The 24,106-nt window shown below is 42.9% G+C and carries 22 protein-coding genes; 8 read left to right on the forward strand and 14 right to left on the reverse strand.

From position 1 onward, the window contains the following. Nucleotide 1: 1 nt before the first annotated feature. Both acuI and EES38_RS02550 read right to left on the reverse strand, forming a co-directional pair. Entirely contained in the window at nt 2-988 is a 987-nt protein-coding gene (acuI, locus tag EES38_RS02545) for an acrylyl-CoA reductase (NADPH) (protein WP_124935586.1), read from the reverse strand. Between the two features lie 215 nt (nt 989-1,203). Further along, entirely contained in the window at nt 1,204-2,034 is an 831-nt protein-coding gene (locus EES38_RS02550) for an HDOD domain-containing protein (protein WP_124935587.1), read from the reverse strand. 159 nt (nt 2,035-2,193) lie between these two features. On the opposite strand from EES38_RS02550, the gene EES38_RS02555 reads away from it, so the two are divergent. Next, on the forward strand, nt 2,194-2,760 hold the full coding sequence (locus tag EES38_RS02555; protein ID WP_124935588.1) for a hydrolase: 567 nt from the start codon (nt 2,194-2,196) through the stop codon (nt 2,758-2,760). A 34-nt stretch (nt 2,761-2,794) separates the two neighbouring features. After that, complete coding sequence (locus EES38_RS02560) at nt 2,795-3,850, forward strand: AbrB family transcriptional regulator (RefSeq protein ID WP_124935589.1); 1,056 nt, start codon at nt 2,795-2,797, stop codon at nt 3,848-3,850. A 42-nt stretch (nt 3,851-3,892) separates the two neighbouring features. Here EES38_RS02560 and EES38_RS02565 read toward each other — a convergent pair whose 3' ends face one another. Further along, entirely contained in the window at nt 3,893-4,822 is a 930-nt protein-coding gene (locus EES38_RS02565; protein ID WP_124935590.1) for a glycoside hydrolase family 43 protein, read from the reverse strand. Between the two features lie 10 nt (nt 4,823-4,832). Beyond that, on the reverse strand, nt 4,833-6,242 hold the full coding sequence (locus tag EES38_RS02570) for an MFS transporter (RefSeq protein WP_124935591.1): 1,410 nt from the start codon (nt 6,240-6,242) through the stop codon (nt 4,833-4,835). 443 nt (nt 6,243-6,685) lie between these two features. Here EES38_RS02570 and rbsD point away from each other — a divergent pair, with 443 nt between their 5' ends. The 6 genes from rbsD (at nt 6,686) to EES38_RS02600 (ending at nt 12,607) form a co-directional block, all read left to right on the forward strand. Next, nucleotides 6,686-7,105 (forward strand): D-ribose pyranase, encoded by a 420-nt coding sequence (rbsD, locus tag EES38_RS02575; RefSeq protein WP_124935592.1) that lies wholly within the window; start codon nt 6,686-6,688, stop codon nt 7,103-7,105. A 30-nt stretch (nt 7,106-7,135) separates the two neighbouring features. Beyond that, nucleotides 7,136-8,641: a ribose ABC transporter ATP-binding protein RbsA gene (gene rbsA / locus EES38_RS02580; protein ID WP_124935593.1), complete on the forward strand. Its 1,506-nt coding sequence runs from the start codon at nt 7,136-7,138 to the stop codon at nt 8,639-8,641. Next, nucleotides 8,638-9,621: a ribose ABC transporter permease gene (gene rbsC, locus EES38_RS02585; RefSeq protein ID WP_124935594.1), complete on the forward strand. Its 984-nt coding sequence runs from the start codon at nt 8,638-8,640 to the stop codon at nt 9,619-9,621. Before rbsA ends, rbsC begins: the two co-directional genes overlap by 4 nt. A gap of 44 nt (nt 9,622-9,665) precedes the next feature. After that, nucleotides 9,666-10,547, forward strand: coding sequence for a ribose ABC transporter substrate-binding protein RbsB (rbsB, locus tag EES38_RS02590; RefSeq protein ID WP_124935595.1), 882 nt, complete (start codon nt 9,666-9,668; stop codon nt 10,545-10,547). Nucleotides 10,548-10,661: 114 nt separating this feature from the next. Then, on the forward strand, nt 10,662-11,582 hold the full coding sequence (rbsK, locus tag EES38_RS02595; RefSeq protein ID WP_124935596.1) for a ribokinase: 921 nt from the start codon (nt 10,662-10,664) through the stop codon (nt 11,580-11,582). A gap of 20 nt (nt 11,583-11,602) precedes the next feature. Continuing rightward, on the forward strand, nt 11,603-12,607 hold the full coding sequence (locus EES38_RS02600; RefSeq protein ID WP_124935597.1) for a substrate-binding domain-containing protein: 1,005 nt from the start codon (nt 11,603-11,605) through the stop codon (nt 12,605-12,607). Between the two features lie 42 nt (nt 12,608-12,649). On the opposite strand, the gene EES38_RS02605 is transcribed toward EES38_RS02600, so the two are convergent. The 10 genes from EES38_RS02605 to EES38_RS02650 form a co-directional block, all read right to left on the reverse strand. Continuing rightward, nucleotides 12,650-13,618 (reverse strand): ABC transporter permease, encoded by a 969-nt coding sequence (locus EES38_RS02605; RefSeq protein WP_124935598.1) that lies wholly within the window; start codon nt 13,616-13,618, stop codon nt 12,650-12,652. Nucleotides 13,619-13,622: 4 nt separating this feature from the next. Continuing rightward, nucleotides 13,623-14,429: an ATP-binding cassette domain-containing protein gene (locus EES38_RS02610; RefSeq protein WP_124935599.1), complete on the reverse strand. Its 807-nt coding sequence runs from the start codon at nt 14,427-14,429 to the stop codon at nt 13,623-13,625. A gap of 52 nt (nt 14,430-14,481) precedes the next feature. Beyond that, a complete protein-coding gene (locus EES38_RS02615) occupies nt 14,482-15,453 on the reverse strand; it encodes an ABC transporter permease (protein WP_208020388.1) in 972 nt (323 codons plus the stop codon). A 92-nt stretch (nt 15,454-15,545) separates the two neighbouring features. Then, entirely contained in the window at nt 15,546-16,568 is a 1,023-nt protein-coding gene (locus tag EES38_RS02620) for a substrate-binding domain-containing protein (RefSeq protein WP_124935600.1), read from the reverse strand. Nucleotides 16,569-17,261: 693 nt separating this feature from the next. Beyond that, nucleotides 17,262-18,176, reverse strand: coding sequence for an agmatinase (gene speB, locus EES38_RS02625; RefSeq protein ID WP_124935601.1), 915 nt, complete (start codon nt 18,174-18,176; stop codon nt 17,262-17,264). Between the two features lies 1 nt (nt 18,177). Next, entirely contained in the window at nt 18,178-20,088 is a 1,911-nt protein-coding gene (gene speA / locus EES38_RS02630) for an arginine decarboxylase (protein WP_124935602.1), read from the reverse strand. 439 nt (nt 20,089-20,527) lie between these two features. Then, entirely contained in the window at nt 20,528-21,049 is a 522-nt protein-coding gene (locus EES38_RS02635) for a winged helix DNA-binding protein (RefSeq protein WP_124935603.1), read from the reverse strand. A gap of 10 nt (nt 21,050-21,059) precedes the next feature. Continuing rightward, nucleotides 21,060-22,361 carry a TRAP transporter large permease gene (locus EES38_RS02640; protein ID WP_124935604.1) on the reverse strand — a complete coding sequence of 434 codons (1,302 nt, stop codon included), beginning with the start codon at nt 22,359-22,361 and terminating at the stop codon, nt 21,060-21,062. 2 nt (nt 22,362-22,363) lie between these two features. Beyond that, nucleotides 22,364-22,921: a TRAP transporter small permease gene (locus tag EES38_RS02645; protein WP_124935605.1), complete on the reverse strand. Its 558-nt coding sequence runs from the start codon at nt 22,919-22,921 to the stop codon at nt 22,364-22,366. A gap of 50 nt (nt 22,922-22,971) precedes the next feature. Further along, nucleotides 22,972-23,946: a TRAP transporter substrate-binding protein gene (locus tag EES38_RS02650; protein ID WP_124935606.1), complete on the reverse strand. Its 975-nt coding sequence runs from the start codon at nt 23,944-23,946 to the stop codon at nt 22,972-22,974. Nucleotides 23,947-24,106 lie beyond the last annotated feature (160 nt).

A 24,106-nucleotide genomic window follows, 5' to 3' on the forward strand; every position in this document is an offset into this window, starting at 1 on the left:
TTTAAAGTTTAGGCAACTCAACCACAATTCGACCTTTCACTTTGCCTTCGATAAAACCTTTTGCGGTTTCTATCGCATCTGTAAATGGAATTGTTGTAGCAATGTTTTTAATCATTTCCTGATCGAGCAATTCTGCAATTTTATGCCAAGCTTCAACTCGCTGAGCGTTTGGACACATCACACTATCGATCCCGACTAGAGTAACACCGCGTAGAATGAAAGGAGCAACCGTGGCAGGGAAATCCATACCCTGAGCCAAACCGCAAGCTGCAACGGTACCGCCATACTTGATTCCGGCACAAACATTCGCGAGCGTATAGCTACCTGCAGAATCAATGGCAGCAGACCAAGTTTCTTTAGCCAGAGGGCGTCCTTTTTCTGATAGTTCACGTCTATCAATGACCTCTTTGGCTCCTAACGTTTTTAGTCGATCCGATTCTTCTAAACGGCCGGTTGATGCCACTACGTCAAAACCAAGTTTAGCTAAAAAAGCAATCGCATAGCTACCTACGCCCCCATTCGCACCTGTAACGAGAACTGGCCCATCGTTTGGCTCAATTCCATGTTTAAGAAGTGCTAATACAGATAACATAGCTGTATAACCAGCCGTACCGACTGCCATCACATCGAAAGATGATAATCCTTCTGGTACAGACAATAACCAATCACCGTTTACCTTCGCCTTCTGAGTTAATCCTCCCCAGTGCTTTTCTCCTAATCCCCAACCATTGATAAAGACCTTGTCGCCAACTTTCCAATTCGCGTCTTCACTCGAACTTACGGTTCCAGCAAAATCGATCCCTGGGATCATAGGAAACCGTCTTACTACAGGGGAAGCACCGGTAACCGCTAGGCCATCTTTATAGTTAAGGCTAGAGTATTCTACTTCAACAACAACATTTCCTTCTGGGAAGGAGCTGTCGTCAAGAGACGCGAAATCACACGTGTACTGCTCATCTGGCTTATCAATTACGATTGCTTTAAACATTTTTCATCCCATTATTTACAATTTTTTAGTCGAATTTACACTATAAATTTAATTTTAGACCGATCGTCTATTAATTGAAAATACTGTATAGCCTTAACTAATACAATGCAAATACGAAGTAGGGTTGTATGACGTTAATTCACTACGAGTTGATATGAATCAAGCTGGTAATCCTCTCAAACGAGGATTACCAAAAAAGATTAGACAGTTTTTAACTATGCAGCAGCCATTTGATGAGCTAACTCCATTCCTTCTCCGCGGTGTTGATCAATTTTTGCAACGAAGGCCGCAGATATATTAAGTACTCGACTATCAGGATGTTCGGCCAAGAACAGGGCTTTTTGTTGCTCACTGATAAACGTATCCCATGCTTCGTTTATATCTCGTGCAAAGTGAATCAACATGGCGTACTTTTGGCTCTTAGTCGCTTCCACTGGATTATCATAATGTTCTATCGCATCGGTCATAGAATCAGGAAACTTCCAGCTTGAGGCTAATTTTCCGCCTAGTGCAGGCGATGTTGTCTCTAAAATCTCCCTTTGCGCCAACCATGGGTTCATCCCCGATTTTACTTTTTCCTGAATCAATACAGCTTGCTCAGGAACCAACGTATGAATCATGAGTTCGCCCATATTGTGGAGAACACCAATAGTAAAAGCTTCGTTCTTATCTAAGCCCGATGCTACAGCCAATTGACTCGCAATAACCGACACTTCAAAAGTGTCTTCCCAGTATTTTTCCATATCAAGTGTTTTTACACCACTAAATACACTGGACAACACAGATGCCACTACTAAGGTTTTGACGGCACCGATACCGACACGAATAAGCGCGTCATTTACTGTTGATATTGTTTTGTTACCTGCAAAATGTGCGGAGTTAGCCATCCGCAAAAGTCGCGCAGTTAACACCTGATCCATGGATAACTTTTTCGCGAGAGCACCAAAATCGACCTCTTCCTGATTAACCATTTCCAGAATTTCCTGAAGCAATGCTTTAATTCGCGGCAACTCATTTAGCCGATTGAGCATTTCTGTCTGACCCATACGCTTTTCTCCCACCAAATAATAGGCTTTAAAAGCTTAGGCTATAGAATGGAAAATGCACAAAGTCGTTTCCTCCATTGAGTGAAAAATAAAAAGTTTGACCAAAGTTCGTGAACACGATTCAATACTAGAGGTTTAGTCACGACCTAAGGGGGATTTATGCTGACTTTAAAAGCCAATGAAACCGCGCTTGTTCTTATCGATTTGCAAAACGGTATTCTGGCTCTTCCTACCCAACCCTACTCATCTGAGCATTGCTTACAACAGGGTAAAAACCTGGCTCAACAATTTCGTGATAATGGCTCTCCTGTTGTTCTCGTCAACGTTGGATGGCATGACGACTATGGCGATGTGCCAGGAAATGAAGTGGATTCACCAACGCAAAGACCCGAAGGTGGTATGCCTGAGGGCTGGTCTGAATTAGCAGAAGGCCTTTCTCAGCCAAATGATCTCAGAGTAACAAAACGCCAGTGGGGTGCTTTTACCGGTACAGAACTCGATCTGCAATTACGTCGCAGAGGCATCAAAAATATTGTTATTGGTGGTATTGCGACCAACATGGGTGTTGAATCAACAGTTCGTCACGGCTGGGAATTAGGATACAATATGGTTGTTCTCGAAGATGCCTGTTCTGGTCTCGATACTGATTTACACCAAAGTGTATTCAAACAAATATTCCCTAAAATTGCCAAGGTGGCAACAACGAAGACCTTTACTTTAAGGTAACGTCTCTCGTTTTTCTATTTTCTAAATATAAATTATGACTGCTTCAACATCCTTAAAATGGGCTGGGCTCATCTCATTCTCTATCGTTAATATGATGATATTGGAATACTTTCGCTTACCCGCGGCTTTAATGCTTGGCCCTATGATTGCAGCAGTCACTTTAGCATCGTCAGGAACGGCTTTTCGCCTAGATAAAACCGTCTTTTCTCTAGCTCAGGGGTTTGTTGGAATGATGATCATTGAGCACCTGCCCATGCACGTCTGGGGAGAATTCACAGCTCAATGGCCTATCTTTCTATTCGGAACGCTATCGACGTTACTCGTATCTGCCATTGTAGGTTGGTACGTTGCACACGCAAAACAACTTCCTGGTTCCACTGCGGTATGGGGTATATCTCCGGGCGCTGCCAGCGTGATGACGCTGATGAGTGAAAGTTACGGTGCAGACATGCGTATCGTTGCTTTTATGCAGTACAGCCGCGTTGTCTGCTGTGCAATCGCAACAATGCTGGTCGCTCGTTTTATTTCAGAGCCAACAGACGCGGTTCAGCATGCTCAGCACTGGCTTACTTTTTCCTTAAATAGTGATATTGCCATTAAAGTTGTCCTGATTGTTGCGGGCGTCTATATTGGCAAACGGTATCGACTACCCGGTGGAGCCTTACTTACGCCGATGTTTCTTGGCTTTGTGGTGAATTTAATCTATCCCATACCCACTCCATTGCCTGCGACTATTCTCGCGCTTGCTTATGCATTATTAGGCTGGGGAATCGGTTTTCGCTTCAGTAAATCCGTTTTAAGGCATGTCTTTCATTCATTACCCATCATTTTAGGATCGATTCTGGTATTGCTCTTCTCGAATGTTCTTCTTGCCTTCGTTATTACAGCCGTGAGCGATGTTGATTTTGTTTCCGCCTTTTTAGCAACAAGCCCTGGTGGAGCAGACTCGGTGGCGATCATTGCTACCTCTGCTGGAGCCAATGTTCCATTCGTCATGGCAATGCAGCTGGCGAGATTTTTCATTGTGATGATTTTAGGCCCGCTATCTGCCCGCTGGATTTCGAATCGCTACGTTTTGAGCCACCAATAAATAAAAAGCAGCGGTGGTACGCTGCTTTATTCAATCAAAGTACTAGATGGCTAAGCCGAAAGTTGGCCAACCATCTATCCATTCGAAAGCTTTAATTCGGGTATGCCTATTCGGGTCCCACAATGGATCGCCCTCAATCTCCGTATAATCCCGTGCGTGGTATACCAACAAATCCTCACCTTCACACCCCGTGGTAAAACAGCTATGACCCGGTCCGTAAACGCCAATATCATAGTTGGTACAAAAAACAGGTTCAGGTGATTTACTCCAACTCCCTTTTTCTAAAAGATTGTCATCTTCGTCAGCACACAGCATACCCATACAATAATTCTCATCCGTGGCACTAGCAGAATAGGTAATCCACACTTTCCCATGACGGTTCATCACATAGGGCCCCTCATTGACCATAAATCCTTTTACTTCCCAGTCAAACTCAGGTTTCGAAATACATACGCCAGGTAATTTTAGCCTTGTTGGTGACAGCATTTCTGCTATGTACAGATTCGAGTTTCCCGCGACTTCAGGATCTTTCTGCGCCCAGACGTAGTACTGCTTATTAAGATGAGCGAAGGTTGTGGCATCCAGACAAAATGTATCCATGTCGGTCTCGATCTGACCACAGAACTCCCATTGCCCTTCGGTCGGATCATCGCTTTGCGTTGAAATCGCGTACATCCGATGCTGAAATAGCCCATCCTTAATCTCGCGGCAAGGTGCTGCAGCAAAATAGATGTACCAAGCACCAAACAGATAATGAATCTCAGGAGCCCAAATCAAATCTGAGTATGGGCCTGTATCGGGTTTACGCCAAGCGACCACCTTCTCTGCAATATTTAGCTCTTCTATTGAACTGGCCTTGCGAATTTCAATCCGGTCATATTCAGGAACGGAAGCGGTAAAATAATAAAAGCCATCTGTGTGCTTATAAATATGTGGATCGGCACGCTGTTCAATAATTGGATTATTCGTCATCAGATACTCCTTATTTGACCGCCGCAGTAGAAACAGTTGATGTTGGATCAGATTCATCTTCTTGCCACTCGGGTGTTTCTTTGCCCTGAAGATGATTACGACCGATCATGGTGTGGTAATAGTTGTCTGTTACTTTATAGCGGAACATTAATAGACCCATGATCAAATGGAATATTCCGGGAATGATGGTGAGCATCAAGGCAATTCCGGTTAGCGCAAATCCTGTCTGCTCCTGATTCGGTACATAATCAAAGAAGGTCAGTAGCCAACCAACAATAGCGCCAGCAATACCCATTCCAAATTTCTGACAAAATGATATTCCACCAAATGATAATCCTGACACCCTTTTACCACTTTTGAACTCTCCATAATCAACGGCTTCAGCGATAGCAGACCAAAAGACTGGTGCATGTAAGTCCACAACGAAAGAGACCAGAAAATAGAGTACAAACGCTAAAGCTAAATCGTTTTGTCCCACAAACAAATAGAGCATCGCACTGAGCACCATCACTCCTATTTGGCTATAACGAAACAGTTTTATTTTGCAGTAAGATTTGGTAATCCATGTCGAAGCCACCATTGCAAGAATCGCAGCAGCAACACCTGTTGCGAGGAAAGCCGATATCACGGTTGCATCACCACCGAGGTAATATTTTGCGTAATAAGCGGCAACCGAACCTCGAACCGTGTATCCAACCGTTCCGGAGACACAGACCAAACACAGGATGACCCACTGATCATTTTTCATCAGTAGTTTTAGCTGACTCATGAAAGGCTTTTTATCAACCTGATGTTCGATACGTTCCTTCGTGGTGAAAAAGCAAAATAGAAACAATAGAGTTCCCATCAAAGCCATTAAACCCATCGCGTATTTATAGCCGAGTTGAATGTTATTCTGTCCCCAAGCCTCGGAAAGTTGTGGCACGATAATGGTTACTAAAAAGGCCGCGATTTTTGCAAAGAACAATCGATAGCCATTGGCTGACAAACGCTCTTTCGGATCATCAGTCAACACACTAATAAGTGATATATAAGGAATGGTAACCGCAGTAAACATTATCGTTACAAGGATATACGTTGCGTAAGCGTAAATAAGTTTTTCGTTATAGTCCCAGTTCGGCGTGCTGAAGGCGAGGAACACTGAAATACCAAACGGAATGGCTAGGAAAAGCATATAGGGACGATAGCGTCCCCACCGAGTACGAACTTTATCGGTGATCATACCCATAATAGGATCCGTTACAGCGTCAATCAGTCTGACTGCGATAAATAACATCGCCAAGTCTTTGGATTGAATACCGAATACATCGGTATAAAAAAAGGTAATGATCAGCATCATAGATGAAATGACGACATTCACTGCCATATCACCTGCACCAAACCCCACCTTTTCGAGTACAGATAGTTTGAATTTGTACATGAGTTTAACCTCTTGTTTTATTTCGTTATTTAAAAATAAAATAATATTATTAGTTATAATATTAGTAATATTACCCGGTTAAACCCTCTGCTGTTTGTTACGCTAAACACAGAAAAAAGAACATAGCAGTTATGTCCATTTTTATAGCTTTCCTAAATATATTTAGGCCGTTTTAGCAAAATTATCGCTCCAGAAATGTGATCAAGATAGGCTATAGCAAGGACAAGTTGGTCTACTTCATTGTGAGATTTGCGGACTTTTTAAATAAGAAAATGAAGAAGAAAAAGATCTTCCTCACATAACTAACGACTCGGTGTAGCAAAGATTGATAGATTCATAGATTATCCATCGAAACGTTTCGATGAGTTCGCAATACGACCAGAAAATCTTCTTATACTGACCGTCTGCCCACTCTTTTTTCTTGTTTTTGCAAGGCGACAAATATGAAAAAGAACACTCTCTTAAATTCCGAACTGTCCTATCTAATCTCACGACTAGGACACACTGATGAAATTACGATCTCCGATGCAGGCCTGCCAATACCAGACCATGTTCAACGTATTGACCTCGCACTTTGCCATGGGGTACCGGAGTTTATTAGAACCGTTCAAACCGTAATTGCAGAAATGAAAGTAGAAGCCGTCATTCTTGCCAAAGAGTTTAAGGAAGTCAGTCCAGAGCATCATGAACAACTCATGCGAGTGTTGGATCAGGAAGAGAAGAGAACCGGAGAAGCCATCGATATTTGCTATGTTTCTCATGAAGAATTCAAGCAACTCACTCATAACAGTAAGGCAATCGTTAGAACGGGTGAATTTACGGCATACGCCAACGTTATCTTTAAATCTGGTGTGGTTTTTTAACTAACCTTACAAACCGATTTAGGAGTAAAGATGACTCAACCGATCCTCGAACTCAATGCAATAGAGAAGGCCTTTCCAGGTGTTAAGGCCCTCGATAATGCCTGCCTCAAAGTTTACCCAGGCAAGGTAATGGCTCTTATGGGTGAAAATGGTGCCGGCAAATCAACATTGATGAAAGTTCTTACCGGAATTTACAATCTCGACGGTGGTAATATCCGTTATCAGGGAAAAGAGGTGGCATTTAAAGGTACGAAAGATTCTCAGGAAGCTGGTATCAGTATTATTCATCAGGAATTAAACCTCATTCCAGAACTGACCATAGCAGAGAACATTTTTCTTGGCCGAGAATATGTCAACGTCTTCGGTAAGATTCAATGGAATAAGATGTTTCAAGAAGCGAACAAACTGCTTGCTCGCCTCAACGTGAAACACAGTTCGAATGAAATCTTAGGCAACCTGAGTCTTGGTGAGCAGCAAATGGTTGAGATCGCCAAAGCACTCTCTTTTGACGCCAAAGTGATCATCATGGATGAACCCACTGATGCACTGACAGACACAGAAACACTATCACTTTTTAATGTCATTAATGAGTTACGATCTCAGGGGTGTGGGATCGTATATATCTCTCATCGCCTTAAAGAGATCTTTGAAATCTGTGATGACATTACGGTTCTCAGAGACGGGAAATTTATAGCGGAATGCCCTGTCGTCGATACCAATGAAGACGGTCTGATTGAAATGATGGTTGGTCGCAAGCTCGAAGAACAATACCCTCGCGTCGCAGTGAAAGAAGGTTCAGTCAGCCTAGAAGTGGTCAATGTGAGTGGCCCTGGCGTTAACAACGTTAGTTTCCAACTACATCAGGGAGAAATACTGGGTATTTCGGGCTTGATGGGCGCAGGTCGTACTGAATTGATGAAAGTAATTTACGGAGCGCTAAAACGAACTCAGGGTGATGTCCTTTTAGACCAACAGTTAATTAATCCCAACACACCAAAAGAAGGATTAAAAAGCGGAATCGCTTATATCTCTGAGGATCGTAAAGGAGACGGGTTGGTTCTCGGGCTCTCTGTAAAAGAAAATATGTCCATATGTGCTCTCAAGCAACTATCCAAAGGACTACAGATTTCCCATGCGGAAGAAGCACTGGCAGTCGATGACTTTATCCAACTGTTTAATGTCAAAACACCGGGCCGAAACCAAATTATTGGTAACCTCTCTGGTGGCAACCAACAAAAAGTAGCTATTGCCAAAGGACTAATGACCCGACCTAAAGTTCTCATTCTCGATGAGCCTACTCGAGGCGTGGACGTTGGTGCAAAGAAAGAGATTTATCAGTTGATCAACCAATTCAAATCTGAAGGTATGAGTATCATCCTCGTCTCTTCAGAAATGGCAGAAGTGTTGGGCATGAGTGATCGAATTTTAGTTATGCATGAAGGGCATATCACGGGCGAATTTACCGCTCAGGAAGCCAATCAAGAAAAAATAATGGCCTGTGCCGTAGGTAAACAGGTGAGTGAGACAGCAGTATGAGTACAAAATCAATGAATACCACCAGCACTCCAGATTCAACCAAGCTATTCAGTAAAGCATGGTTAATAGAGCAAAAGTCATTAATCGCGCTACTGTTTTTGATTGTTGTCGTGTCATTTTTGAATCCAAACTTTTTTACTGTCGATAACATTTTGAACATATTGAGACAGACATCGATTAACGCCATTATCGCAGTAGGGATGACGCTCGTTATTCTCACCGCGGGAATCGATTTAAGTGTGGGCTCAGTTTTAGCATTATGTGGTGCTTTTGCCGCCACAATGGTTCAAATGGAATGGCCAACATTTATCACCTTAGTCGTGACCCTTGGTGCCGGCGCTGTATTAGGTGGCATCAGCGGATTAGCGATCGCAAAAGGGAAAGTACAAGCGTTTATCGCCACACTCGTAACAATGACGTTGCTTCGTGGGGTAACGATGGTGTACACCGACGGACGCCCAATTTCAACAGGCTTTACCGACGCTGCTGATGCTTTCGCATGGTTCGGTACTGGCTACCTGTTCGGTATTCCAGTTCCTGTATGGCTGATGGCTTTCGTCTTTGCTGGGGCTTGGTATCTTCTTAATCATACTCGCTTCGGCCGATATGTTTACGCTCTAGGCGGCAACGAATCGGCTACGCGACTTTCAGGAATCAACGTCGATCGCGTCAAACTAGGTGTTTACGCTATCTGCGGCTTGCTTTCTGCCCTAGCGGGTTTGATCGTGACCTCACGTCTATCGTCAGCTCAACCTACCGCCGGAATGGGCTATGAACTTGATGCTATTGCAGCCGTTGTTGTCGGTGGAACAAGTTTAATGGGCGGAAAGGGTAAAATTACGGGTACGCTTATTGGTGCTTTGATCATTGGTTTTCTGAACAATGCTTTGAACCTACTCGACGTAACTTCTTATTACCAAATGATCGCTAAGGCTTTAGTCATTTTCCTAGCGGTTTTAGTAGATAACAAAAACAAATAATGACGCTCCACAACGTGACCTATACCCTATATGAGGATTGAGTAATGAAAAAAATGATGAGTGTACTCTCTGCAGCGATACTGGCTTCATCGGTTTCGATTAGTGCACATGCGCAAGATACAATAGCTATCGTTCTATCAACATTGAACAACCCTTTCTTTGTTTCAATGAAAGATGGAGCGGAAGCCAAGGCAGATGAACTTGGTTACAAACTGATTGTACTGGATTCTCAAAACGACCCGAGCAAAGAACTTTCTAACGTAGAAGATCTTACTGTTCGCGGTGTTAAAGCTATCCTGATTAACCCAACTGATTCAGACGCAGTTTCGAACGCAATTCGTATTGCCAACCGTTCCAATACTCCCGTGATTACGCTAGACCGTGGAGCCAATCACGGCAAAGTAGTGAGTCATATTGCATCCGATAACGTTGCTGGCGGTGAAATGGCAGGTAAATACATCGTTGACCACGTTGCACCTGATGCTAAAGTGATTCAACTAGAAGGTATTGCCGGAACATCTGCCGCTCGTGAGCGTGGTAAAGGGTTCATGAATGCAGTCGAAAACAGCAAAATGCAGCTACTTGCGAGTCAACCTGCTGATTTTGACCGTACAAAAGGCCTAAATGTAATGGAGAACTTGCTTGCTGCTAACCCTGATGTACAGGCAGTATTTGCTCAAAATGATGAAATGGCTTTAGGTGCACTAAGAGCAGTCCAAGCTTCAGGCAAGAAAGTGGTTATTGTTGGTTTCGATGGCACCGATGACGGTATTGCAGCGGTAAATCGTGGCAAACTTGCCGCTACAGTTGCTCAACAACCAGAGCTTATTGGTTCATTGGGTGTTGAAACGGCGGTTAAACTACTCAAAGGCGATAACGTCGAAGCGAACATCCCTGTTCCACTAAAAATCGTCACTAAGCAATAATGTTTTACTGCCCAATCGAATTTTCGATTGGGCAGTTGAGATTATTTTCTTTACGCTCTTGCTGATTCAGGATTCAAAAGAAAGTTATCTTATTAGGCAAAAGGCTCGAATGCTATGAACAAATTGGTTGTACTCGGCAGTGTTAATGCCGATCATGTATTACAAGTTCCCCAATTCCCTCGTCCTGGTGAAACTCTTGTTGGTCATAACTATACCGTCATTCCAGGTGGTAAAGGTGCGAATCAGGCCGTTGCAGCTGCGCGGATGGGTGCAGAAACAGCGTTTATCGCCGCTGTTGGTGATGATGCATTTGGTCAGAATATTCGTAAAGACTTTGAAAATGATGGTATTGATATCAGCGCAGTAAAAATGCAGAATGCCTGCCCTACTGGGATAGCCATGATTCAGGTATCCGCAGATGGCGAAAATACCATCTGTTTGTCACCGGAGGCCAATGAGAAGCTCAACGCAAACCTGGTAGAACAGAGTTTTGACCTCATTGTTCAGGCTGATTATCTTTTGATGCAGCTAGAAACACCATTAGAAGGTGTGTTGTGTGCGGCAAAAATTGCTCATGAATCAAAAACACAAGTTATATTAAATCCAGCTCCGGCAGCATCGCTACCAGACGAGTTATTAGCACTTATTGATATCATTACCCCTAACGAGACAGAAGCACAGACCCTCACTGGGATTGAAGTCTCGGATGAAAAATCTGCGCAAGCAGCAGCAAATGCGCTTCATCAAAAGGGTATAAATATGGTTTTAATTACACTCGGTGCAAAAGGTGTATGGCTAAGCGTGAATTCAGAACAAAAAGTGATTCCCGGGTTTAAAGTCAATGCGGTCGATACCACTGCTGCTGGTGATACCTTTAATGGCGCTTTTGTTACCGGACTTATCGAGGGCAAATCGCTTGATGATTCAATTCGATTTGCACACGCAGCTGCGGCTCTGTCAGTCACCAAAGCCGGGGCTCAAACGTCTATTCCTCTTCGTAGTGAAGTCGACAGTTTTCTTAGTAATAACGCATAAATAAACAAGGATGATGAAACATGGCAACAATGAAGGATATTGCTCGCATTGCAGGAGTGTCAACCTCAACGGTAAGCCATGTCATCAATAAATCGCGCTATGTGAGTGATGAGATCAGCCATAAAGTTCTCAAGGTCGCTGCTGAATTAAATTATTCACCATCGGCTTTAGCGCGCAGTCTCAAAGTAAATCGAACTCATACTTTTGGTATGCTCATGACATCCTCTACTAACCCATTTTTTGGTGAAGTGGTCAAAGGTGTTGAGCGCAGCTGTTATCAGAAGGGCTACAATCTGATTCTCTGTAATACTGAAGGAGACAGCGAGCGAATGAAAACATCCATTGATACACTGCTACAAAAACGTGTCGATGGATTGATTCTTATGTGCCCTACACTCTCTGGTGATAAACCCAATCTGTTTGCTAACTATCCCGATATTCCTGTTGTCGTTATGGACTGGGGTCCGATTGCCTTTTCCTGCGATAAAATTCAGGATAATTCTTACAAAGGTGGTCAAATTGCCACGCAATATCTGATTGATAACGGACATAAGCAAATCGGTTGTATCACGGGCCCCTTAACCAATCACCAAGCAATAGTACGATTTGATGGCTATAAACAGGCGATGCAAAACAACGAGCTCTCCATCAACGCTGATTGGGTCGCGCATGGCGACTTTTCTTGCCAAAGCGGCTACGAAACATTCCATCACCTAGCGCAAAATAGCTCGCTACCCTCTGCCATTTTTGTTTCTAACGATATGATGGCCATGGGGGTATTAAAAGCAGCACACGAACTGAATATCGCGATTCCAGAACAAGTGTCAATTATTGGTTATGATGATATCCACATTGCGAACTTTATGACGCCACCACTCACGACGATCCATCAGCCAAAATATCGTTTGGGACAAGCTGCAGTTGAAACCTTAGTTGACAGACTAGCAAGCCCGGGAAAAGAAAGTTGTGTCATCGAGTTGGAGCCAACGCTTGTAGCTAGGGAAAGTGTGCGGAGCCAGGAATAAAAGACCCATCCCCAGGGGGAGTTGGAAATGGGTCTTTGGCCATTAAATTTTAATCAAACTACCGATTTTGTTGTTTGAAAATGAGGCCAAAATAACAATAATGCCAAGGAAGAACATATACCACTGAGGCTGAATACTCATCACTACCAAATAACTTTGAATACCAGAGAGTATAAAAGCGCCACATAAAGTGCCGATGATAGAACTGCGGCCACCAGCCAAAATACATCCACCCAGTACGGTCGAAGCGATGGCCTCTAATTCCATCAGTCGCCCGAAGGAACCGTCAGCAAAGCCGATATGATTGGCTTCAAGTACACCAGCAAAGCCTGCTGTGAGGCCACAAATCATAAACGCAACGACTTTCATTCGATTCGTACGGACACCGCGTGATAATGCACTGCCTTCATGTCCACCAATCGCTAGAATACGATTACCAAACGGCGTATAGAATAACGTCACATGGAGAATGAAGAGCACACCGATTGCCCACCATATTGCGGTGTTAAAACCAAGGAAACTGTCGCCTCCAAACGCATGGAAAAAATTCGTTTCTCGAAGCTCAGTTGTCGCAGCATAGGTTGCATCCTCGGTTAACGCATAGGCGATTCCACGAAACACAAACAGGGTACCCAGCGTTGCAATCAGAGACGGTATTCTAAAATAATTGACGAAGATACCATTCAAAAAGCCAATGAACACAGCAAAAGTGAGTGCAGCAGGTACGGCAACGAGTGCCCCCATCGACTCAGCTAACCCAAGATACGTTAACGCGCTCACACCAAATATTGAGCCAACTGAGATGTCGATTTCGCCTACCGTAATCACGTACGACTGTCCAAAAGCCATAATCGCAAGTATCGCAGTCACCTGAAAAATTGACTCAATATTACCAATATTTAGCCACACGCCTTCAGAGGAAACCGAAAAAAACAGTGCGAGTAGCAAAGCGATTAATACTGATCCGAACTCCGGCCTGCTACGTAGGAAAAACATTGCTTGAGCAGTCATAAGCCTAACCTCCTACTACCTTCAGGTTACTTGTTAGCGACTCCTTTTCGACAACACGCCCTCCTTGACGGATTACCTCTTCAAGTTCATCAGCTGTCATTTCAGATTTCGCCACATCAACCACTTTCTCACCGTTCTCCATGATAACAATGCGGTCACAGAGTTTATGAACTTGGAAGATATCGTGCGTTATATAAATAACCAGTACCCCCTGCTCTTTGAGTTGAACAGCCAACTCATTGACGTGTTCTCTTTCCCGCACTGACAGGTGGTTGGTCGGTTCGTCCATAATAACAACCCGTTGATTGGCCTCAACAGCACGACCAATTTTGATCGATTGCTGCTCACCACCAGACAGTAGAGAGACTTCATCATCAGGACTGACGTTTTCACGTAAGCCAAATGAGCGAATAACTTTTCGGCTGGCATCTTTCATCGCTTTGAAGTCGAGGAAAGGTATGCCGAGAATACGTTTTACCGGTTCGCGGCCCAGATAGTAGTTACGAGCGATAGAAAGGTTGCCACACAATCCCACTGACTGTTGAATCGTCTCAATACCGAAATCAATGGCTATCTTGGGGTGAAACTCTTTCACTTTTTCACCATTGAGGAAGACATCACCAGACGTGGGAGCATGAATCCCACATAACACTCTTATCAGCGTTGTTTTACCGGCACCGTTATCTCCGACCAATCCAATAAGCTGACCAGCTTCAAATTCAACGCTCACATCTTTCAATGCCTGAAACGCGCCAAAGTTAAGGTTGATATTCTTCATCTGGATTAAAGGTTGTTTTGATTTGTTGTCCATTTCTCGTACCTCATAATTCTTTATGACTTCTCATCACATTTGCGCGTCAGCATTAATGTGCTGTCGTAATTATTTTTCTGGATATGTAAGTGTTGAAAATGACCGAAGCAATCAAGACGACACCGACGAAAGTAATAAACCATGATGATGGCGCTCCTAGTGCGACCAACTCATAGCGGACGGCAGTAATAATCAGAGCGCCCAATAGTGCCCCAACAATCGTTCCTCTACCGCCAGTTAGCATGATTCCACCGATGACCGCTGCTGCGATTGCTTCCAGTTCTTGTTCCTGACCCAGAGTAACGTGAGTCTGAGGTTGATCCGCTAAGGTTAAAATCGCGCTAAATCCAGCCAGAACAGAGCACATGACAAACGCAATGGTTTTAACCACATTGACCCTAATCCCCTGAGAACGAGCACTTGCTGGATCTCCACCAACAGCAAGAAGGTGGTTTCCAAAACGGGTTTGGTTGAGTACTACAGAGAGAATAAGAGTGACCAGAAGACACCAGAGAACCGCGTTTTCAACACCGAACCAGTTCCCGCCAAAAGCTTGAGTCAGCCAATGATCACGGCCTTCTTTATCCAGTGAACTTACGCTGCCACCAGACACAACATAGATAAGTCCCCTTATTGAGAAAAGCGCACCTAGCGTGACGATCATCGCAGGCAGACGTAAATAGAGAACAAAGAAAGCGTTTAATAAACCAGCTACAGCAGCCAGTCCTAATGCCATAATTACCGCTGTTGGTACTCCAACATGCGGCTCGAACATAATAAAAGAAATACCACTTAGCCCATAAACAGACCCGACGGAAATATCGATTTCCCTGGCCATCATTACGATTGACTGACCTATCGCCATCAATCCCAAAATAGCAGCAAAGTGGAAAATATTTTTCTGAGTAAAAGAGTTTAGCCATCCAACCTGGTCAATGATTGCAAACACACCATAGATCACGATGACACCTATAATTGCGCCAGAGTCTGGACGCTTCATAAAGACTCGAGTCAGTCCACCCATCGTTCTTCTCCGATATGCCCGGAAAACTGCTCCGGGCATTTATTTATAATTTAATTAATAGCTCATCGTTTAAATGATTTTCTAAAACTGAATTACCAAATGTTCTGTTTGTCGTATTCGTCACCAAAAATCATACGCACTTGCTTGATCCAACCATCAAGGTTGTCTTTGTTAACAACGACAGGTCCAGTAAGAATATCGGAAGAAGGTTTTAGACCCTGAGTTTTATACCAGTACAACCATTCCATTGGGATGTACCCTTGAAGCCAAAAGCCTTGGCTGTTTGTCGCGAGCAACTTACCAGTACGTATGCCTTCCAGAGCAACTGGGCTAGCATCAACGGTAACGATAGTCATACCTTTGTCATCGACAGCAGGGTCAAGTCCCATATCATCAGCAACAGAGTATGCCCATGGTGATGCCCAAGAAGTTACAGCGAATATGTAGTTTGTTTTCTTGTTGCGAACCAGATAAGCCTGCATTGTGTTACGTGCTTTTGCTGGCTCAGCTCCAATGAATAATTCATCGGTATTTACACCAATTGTCTTCATTGCATCAGCAACACCACGACAACGAGCTTTCAGACCTTCGTGTGCTGCATCAACCACACCACACATTACTTGTGTAGGCTGTGGAATTTTGCCTTCTTTTGCCTGATCAATTGCGTACTGAGCCAGTTTGTAACCTGTCAGATACTCATCACCACCAACATAAGTCAGATAAGGAATTCTCTTATCTGCATCTCGGCCATCAGGAATATTGAATGCAACGACAGGAATACCTTTATCTATCGCCTTTTTCAGTACAGGCTCCATTGCCTGAGCACTCACAATAGGTATCGCTATACCGTCGGGGTTTGTTGCAATAACTTGCTCGGTAAGTTGAATGAGTTTTTGAATACTAAACTCGTTCGTGGAAACATATTCAGTCGTAACTTCTGGATAACGCTCTTCAAACGCTTTAAGCGATAAGGTTAACCAGTTCATATTGGCATCGTTTGAACCAATGTGAGATACCATCACGAACTTATAATGCTCTTTATCTGCTGAAACAGCAGAAAAACTCGTACAAAATGCAATGACTGCGGTTGCTATTATAGAAGTCAGTTTTTTCATTCTTTGCTCCTAGAGGCACAGATTTCTTCGACTTTACTTTGTTTTATAATCACGTATTGGTTGGCTCCAATTTATAAACTTGATTCGCATCTCCTTTTTAACCCACCCAACTTTTCATTCATGAGCCCAATGTGGAACCAAACATATGAACCCGAATTCAATGTTAACAAAATGTTACTTTTGTTATGGTGAAATTAATATTGCGTTTTAGTAGAAAACGCAATTTAAATTCTAAATTAAATTTAGATAGTGTTGATGATGTCTCTTTTTAATTAGAAAGCATGCAAATAAAAGTAGTTTTATTTGCATTACTTAGCATTAAAATCGGTAAAAATAATTAGAAAAATTAATAGTAACGTGAATAGATAATACCTAGTAAAATTACAATAAATAGTATTTTTAATATGAAATAAATAAATTAAAATGAAATATAAAAAAACCTATCAATTCTTATATTTCAGTTAGTTAAAAATTTAAAATAGCAAAAATATCATGTAGTTTTATTACATAAAAATGTAGATTTATTGTGACCAATGGTAGATATAGACTAAAGTCTAATGAATAAAAATTTGAAAAATACAATAAGTAATAAATTTATTATTAGTAACAATAAAATCATAATGGAATGGATGAATTAGATGGGATAAATTGGAAGGATTATAAAACCCTCTGATAAATCAGAAGGTTTTAACGTTATTTTTGGGTAAAGACGTGCAATAATTCAAGTGCAATAGTCGCACCGGCAAGAGCAGTGATTTCACTTTGATCGTAAGATGGGGCAACTTCGACCACATCCATACCTACGATATTAATCCCACTTAACCCTCGGAGTATCTTGAGGATTTTATCACTACTTAATCCACCACATACTGGCGTTCCGGTACCAGGTGCAAAAGCCGGATCGAGACAATCAATATCAAACGTAACATACACCGGATTGTCACCTACGATTGTCTTCACCTGCTTAACAATGTCGGTAACAGACAAGTCATTAGCCAATGGAGCGTCAATCACATTAAAACGATGGCCCTGCTTTTTGTACTCCGTTCTGATACCTATCTGAACGGAACTCTCAGGATCAATTAAACCTTCATTGGGCGCATGAAAGAACATCGTTCCATGATCATACTGACTGCCATGAGGATAAGTATCCGTATGGGCGTCAAAGTGGATTAATGACATTTTGCCAAATTTTTTCGCGTGCGCACGTAACAAAGGTAAAGTGATAAAATGGTCACCACCTAATGATAACAGCGCCTTGCCATCTTGAAGAATCTGATCCGCGGCAAATTCCAAACGCTGAGTGAGGTCTTCTGCATCACCCGTATCAAAGACCAAATCACCCGCATCAACCAAATTTAGCTTATCAAGTAATCTGAAATCCCAAGGAAACTTTTTGGCTTCCCAGCATAAATTCACGGAAGCGCGGCGAATCGAATCAGGCCCCATTCGCGCACCAGAACGGCCAGAGGTCGCCATATCAAATGGCACCCCCAGAATAACAACATCAGCCTCATACCCTCTTGGATCTCTAACGTAAGGCTGGCGGATGAATGTCATTGCATTTGAATAGAGAGAATAATCAGCCTTGCTGAAAATATCTTCCATCTTAAAAGTCCTCTAAATAGGTATAACCGGACAGACCACGCTCCAATTCTTCAAGAATCATCTCCTGTTCCTCGATAGCCACTCGCTGACTCACAAGCAATCGGTAATTGTCGCGAATCAACTCAATATCAATATGAACGTAACGCATCATGTCTTCGACGGTATCACCCTCATTAATAAACTTGATATCGACAGCACCATCATCGGTAATATCAACAACCACACTGTGCGTATCACCAAACAAGTTGTGCATATCACCTAAGATTTCCTGATAGGCTCCCACTAAGAAGAAACCTAGCATGTAGTTATTCTCTTTATCCCATGCTGGAACAGGGAGCGTTGTTTCTATACCCTGCCCCTCAACATACTGTTCTACGGCTCCATCTGAGTCACAAGTGATATCGAGCATCACAGCACGACGATCTTCAACCTTATCCAACCCAGAAAGTGGCAGAACAGGAAAGACCTGATCGATCCCCCAGGCATCCGGTAGAGACTGGAACAGAGAGAAATTAACAAAGAATTTATCCGCCAAACGCTCATTCAGTTCATCCAAGATAGGACGATGGAAACGGTTCTTGGTACTCATCTTGCGAGATAATTCGTAAAAAATTCTCAGGGCAACCTGTTCAGCCCAAGCTCTGTGCTGTAGGTTAATTACACCGGTCGCGAACTGGCTGTGCGCTTCAGATAAATCACTCTGTGTATCGTTGTAGATCTCAATCAATGCTCGTGCGTCGCTACCTTGATGAATATTTTCCCAACTTCTCCACATATTATGTAGTAATGTCGGGGCATCATCCTGTGGTATATCAAGCTGTTCTGGCTGATAAGCTTCTGCACCGATTACATTAGTGATTAAGACCGCATGATGCGCTGTAATCGAGCGACCAGACTCAGAAATAATCGATGGTACGGGCTGCCCGTAAAGTTCACACATATCATTCAGTGCGCTGACGATATTACGCGCGTATTCAACCAAACTGTAGTTCATCGAACTGGTTGATTGGCTCCGGGTACCATCATAGTCAACAGCTAAGCCACCACCGACATCAAAATAACCAATCTGCGCGCCTAACTCTCTTAACTCACAGTAAAAACGCGCAGCTTCATTCACACCGTTTCGCACATCACGGATATTGGCCATCTGCGAACCTAAGTGAAAATGCACTAGCTGTAACGAAGACAATAAGTTCTCATCTTTAAGCTTTGAAATAACCGTGAGCACCTGGCTTGCTGATAAACCAAATTTAGATTTTTCTCCGCCACTTGATTGCCACTTGCCTACGCCCTGAGACGCAAGACGGATCCGTATGCCAAGTCTCGGTGTCACACCCAGGCTTTTCGCTTCACGCAACACCATGTCTAACTCAGACATTTTTTCCAGCACGATAAAGACTTTATGACCGAGCTTTTCACCAATTAGTGCAAGACGAATGTACTCGCGGTCTTTGTAACCGTTACAAATAATCACTGAACTGGCATGTTGCGCCATGGCCAACACTGCAAGCAGTTCAGGTTTACTACCCGCTTCAAGGCCCAGTTGTTTCGTTTCTAACGTTGCCTGACTCGCTAAAATTTCATCGACAACCTCTTTCTGCTGGTTCACTTTTATCGGATAGACTAAAAGATAGGGATTTGGATATTGATATTCTTCAATCGCCTGATTAAATGCATCACAAATATTGTGTACTCGCTGATGAAGAATCTGCGGAAAACGAACGAGTACAGGTAGATTTAACCCTTTGTCTTGTAGCTCATTCACAATCTGACTAAGTTGAACCTGATAGGCTTGGTCCTTTCTCGGATTGACGAACACTTCGCCAGCATCATCGATACCAAAAAAACCTTGGCTCCAATACTGAACGTTGTAAGAATCTCGGACTTGTTCTAGACGGGTTTGTTTTTCCACGGGCAGTCTCTCATTTGTGTAAAGTTTTATTAGTGAGTATAGGAAATTTACCTATAGCTGCTGATTTGCGCGCATTAACCGGCAAAAGCGACATGAAGTCTAATGATAAATATTTGTCGAAAAGACAGTTTTTCATAATCTACGTTATAGACTATAAAACAGGCGGGCAAGTTAAATTTCAGGCAAAAAAAAGCCAACCTCGAATATGGGAGGTTGGCTGAAAAGTGTGAACAATCAAATTCACTAACAACGTCAGTTGGCTAGGTGACCCTCGGCTTAGAAGGGTCAGGATATAATAAGCACATAGCGTGCCAACTTTTAAAAACTTAAAATCAGGCGTTTAATCTCACATAATGCTGACATTTTGCGCACTGTTGCGTATATAAGTTGCAAATCGCGAATTAATTTGCAAATTGCAACTGGCGTGTGCGGAACGCAATTACAAGGAACGCGCGGCCCTTGACGCCTGATCGTAGAACCCAGACAGTGTGCGCATCATTGTTGCAATATCACTGATCTCTTCATCTACATTAAGCTTTTTGAGAGTATCAACCAAACACTGACGACGTATATCTCTATAGAGTAAACAAAACTCGTGACCTTTCTCGTTTACTTGATAATAGGTATCTTTTCCTTTACGAACACCTTCGACCAATCCTTTCTTAGCTAACTTACGCACAGAATAAGAAACGTTATGTAAATCTTCCAAGTTTAGTGTAAAGGCTACATCCGCAATTCGTTTCGGCCTTTCCCTATGCTGGATATTATGGATAACTAGAATATCTAGCGGGCTTAAATCTGTATAACCACAAGTTGAAGAACAAGATTGCATCCAACGCTGAAAGGCGTGGTTAACCATATTCAGAGCGTATTCAAACTCACTAAGGAACACGGCTTCTTCTGCTAAATGCGAGGACGATACAATTGGCATGTGAGCACTGCTCTTTTGTTTATCATTCATCGTTTCCTCCCTATCGAACCATGAGTGTGGGTAGCCAAGTAACAATACTTGGGAATGCCGTAACTAAGACAACTGAAAATAACAGCAGGAAGAAAAATGGAACTGCCGCTTTGGCAACAAACAAAATATTCCGTCCGGTCAGACTCTGAATAACAAATAAATTAAATCCCACCGGTGGTGTTATCTGTGACATTTCGACGACCAATACGATATAGATACCAAACCACAGAGGATCTATTCCTGCTTGCATGACCATTGGTAGTACAACGGATGTGGTCAGCACTACAACAGATATCCCATCCAGAAAACAGCCTAAAACTACAAAAAGTAACGTGAGGAAAAAGAGCAACATATAGGGAGATAGGTGCATTGCTGCTATCTCTTCCGCTAACATTCGAGGAATCCCAATGAAGCCCATCGCAACCGTAAGAAACGCTGCACTGGCAAGAATAAAAATGATCATACAGGAGGTTTTTACCGCGCCCATTAGGCTACTCTGAAAACTTTCCCATGTCAGAGCTCCACCAGTAATAGCAAGAACTAATGCACCGATGACACCAAATGATGCCGCTTCTGTTGGTGTTGTCAGACCTGCATAAATTGAACCTAAAACGAATCCGATCAGCAAGACAACAGGAATTAAACGCAGTAGAGAGCGCCATTTTTCGCCCCAAGAATACTCAGAACGGCTATCGGGCGAAAGTGTTGGATGAGTCTTAGCCCAAAAAGCCGTATAACCCATGAATAGCAAAACCAATAGAATACCCGGTACAGCACCCGCGATGAATAAACGGCCTATGGAAACTTCCGCGGCAATACCGTATACAATAAGAATAATGGACGGAGGAATTAGAAGCCCCAATGTGCCCGATCCTGCTAACGTTGCGATCGCCATCTTATCGTCATAGCCTTGTTTTTTCAGCTCCGGCAAAGTCATTTTCCCTATCGTTGCTGCTGTTGCTGCCGACGAACCAGAGACTGCGGCAAATATGCCACAACTTAAAATATTAACATGGAGAAGTTTGCCCGGAACACGTCCTAGCCATGGCTGTAATCCCTCAAAAAGATCCGTCGATAATCGTGTACGGAAGAGAATTTCTCCCATCCAGATAAAAAGAGGTAGAGCGGCTAATGACCAATCCGACACCGCTCCCCATGTCGTAGTGGCGTAGATTAAACCAAACGCATCGTTATTGATTAAGTACATCCCGGCCACACTGATTGCCATCAGTGTAAGTGATACCCAAAATCCACTCGCAAGTAATGCAAATAACAACACCAGAACAACCAGTCCGATTAGCATCTCATTCATTACTATTTCACTCCCTTCGCCACATCAGTCACTTCCGTTTCCAATGATTCCTGATGCGCTAATTTTTCTTCGTCAGATTCGGGTATGCGTTCGCTAAAGAAAAGGCTACCGATAAACTGATCGATAATGGCGACAGTAAAGATCAACATCCCTAGTGCGAGGGGAGCTTGAACTATCCAGAGCGGAACGGGGACATAGCCCGTTGTGACTTCTTCGAATTCTTTAGATTCAAGTACCATATCGATTAACTTCAGTGTCAGAAAGACACACAGTACTGACGCTAACAACAAGATAAATCGTTCAAAAAGAATATTGGCTTTTTCGGACATGCGAGAAGTAAATAAGCTAACACGAATATGTCCCCCTTGACGAAATGTGTAGGCCAACCCCAAAAAGCTCGATGCAGCAAGTAAATAGCCAGCAAAGTCATCACTCGAAGGAACAACTATACCCATCCACCGACCAACAACTCGCATTAATATCAGCACACATATCAAAACGATACCTATCCCTGATAAGGCGCCGGAAATACGGTAAATCCGATCTAATAATGACCTCATTAGATACTCCTAAATAAAAAAGCCACTAAGAACTAGTGGCTTGGGAAAGATTAGTTTTTATAGGCAGCGAGAATTTCTTTGCCTTCAGAGCCAGCTTCATCAGCCCACTCTTTTGCCATCTCTTCTCCGACCGTTTTGAGAGATGTCATTAACTCTGGAGTAGGATCGCTCACAGTCATACCATGGTCTTTCAGATCTTGAGTCTTAGAAACCGTTTCTTCTTTCGCCAGTTCCCAGCCTCGCTCCTCAGCTGATTTGGCAGCAGCAAGCAGTGCCTTCTGGGTTTCTTTATCTAAACGCTTGAATGCTCGTTTATTAACGATAACCATGTTTTTAGGAATCCAGGCTTGCACATCAGTGTAATTAGAGACGTAGTCCCATGACTGACTGTTTACCCCAGTCGTTGGTGATGTAATCATCATTTCAATGATACCAGTGGAGAAAGCCTGCGGAATCTCAACGTTTTGTACTGTGGTTGGCTGCGCTCCCAACAAATCCGCTAAACGAGATTGCGTTGGGCTGTAAGAACGCATTTTAGCTCCCTTAATATCATCAACTGACGTTACGGGCTTTTTAGAATACAGTCCTTGAGGAGGCCATGGCACAGAATAAAGAAGCATGAGTCCATCTTTATCCAATTTCTTTTCTAACGCCGCTTTAGATACCGCATACAGCTTTTTAGCCTGCTCAAAGTTCGTTGCAAGAAATGGAATGTTATCTAATTTATAAATCGGATCACTATTACCCAAAATACCAATAAAAACTTCACCAATAGGGACTTGCTGCGTTCTCACCGCGCGAGGGATTTCAGTGTGTTTTATTAAGGATGATCCTGAATGAACGATAATATTAAGTTCACCCTTGGTTTTATCGCTGACATCTTTGGCAAACTCACGAATATTCTGCGTGTGATAGCTTGCATCAATATAGGGGGTTGCCATATCCCAACGCGTTGCAGCAAATGTAGTCATTGATGACATTAACGCTGTTGCAATAACAGCCTTTTTAAATAGACCCTGTATCATATCAAATCCCTCTGATTCTAAGTTTTCCTGTAAAAACCACCACATCGTTATTCGATTATCATTTAACCACAACGTTGCCAATTTGCAAACAAATTGAATTCAAATTGTAAACAAAATGTATTCAAAGATAATGGAACATAAAAAAGCCGGCATTCAGCCG

Origin of the sequence: Vibrio viridaestus (assembly GCF_003856525.1) — a bacterium.
Lineage (GTDB): Bacteria > Pseudomonadota > Gammaproteobacteria > Enterobacterales > Vibrionaceae > Vibrio > Vibrio viridaestus.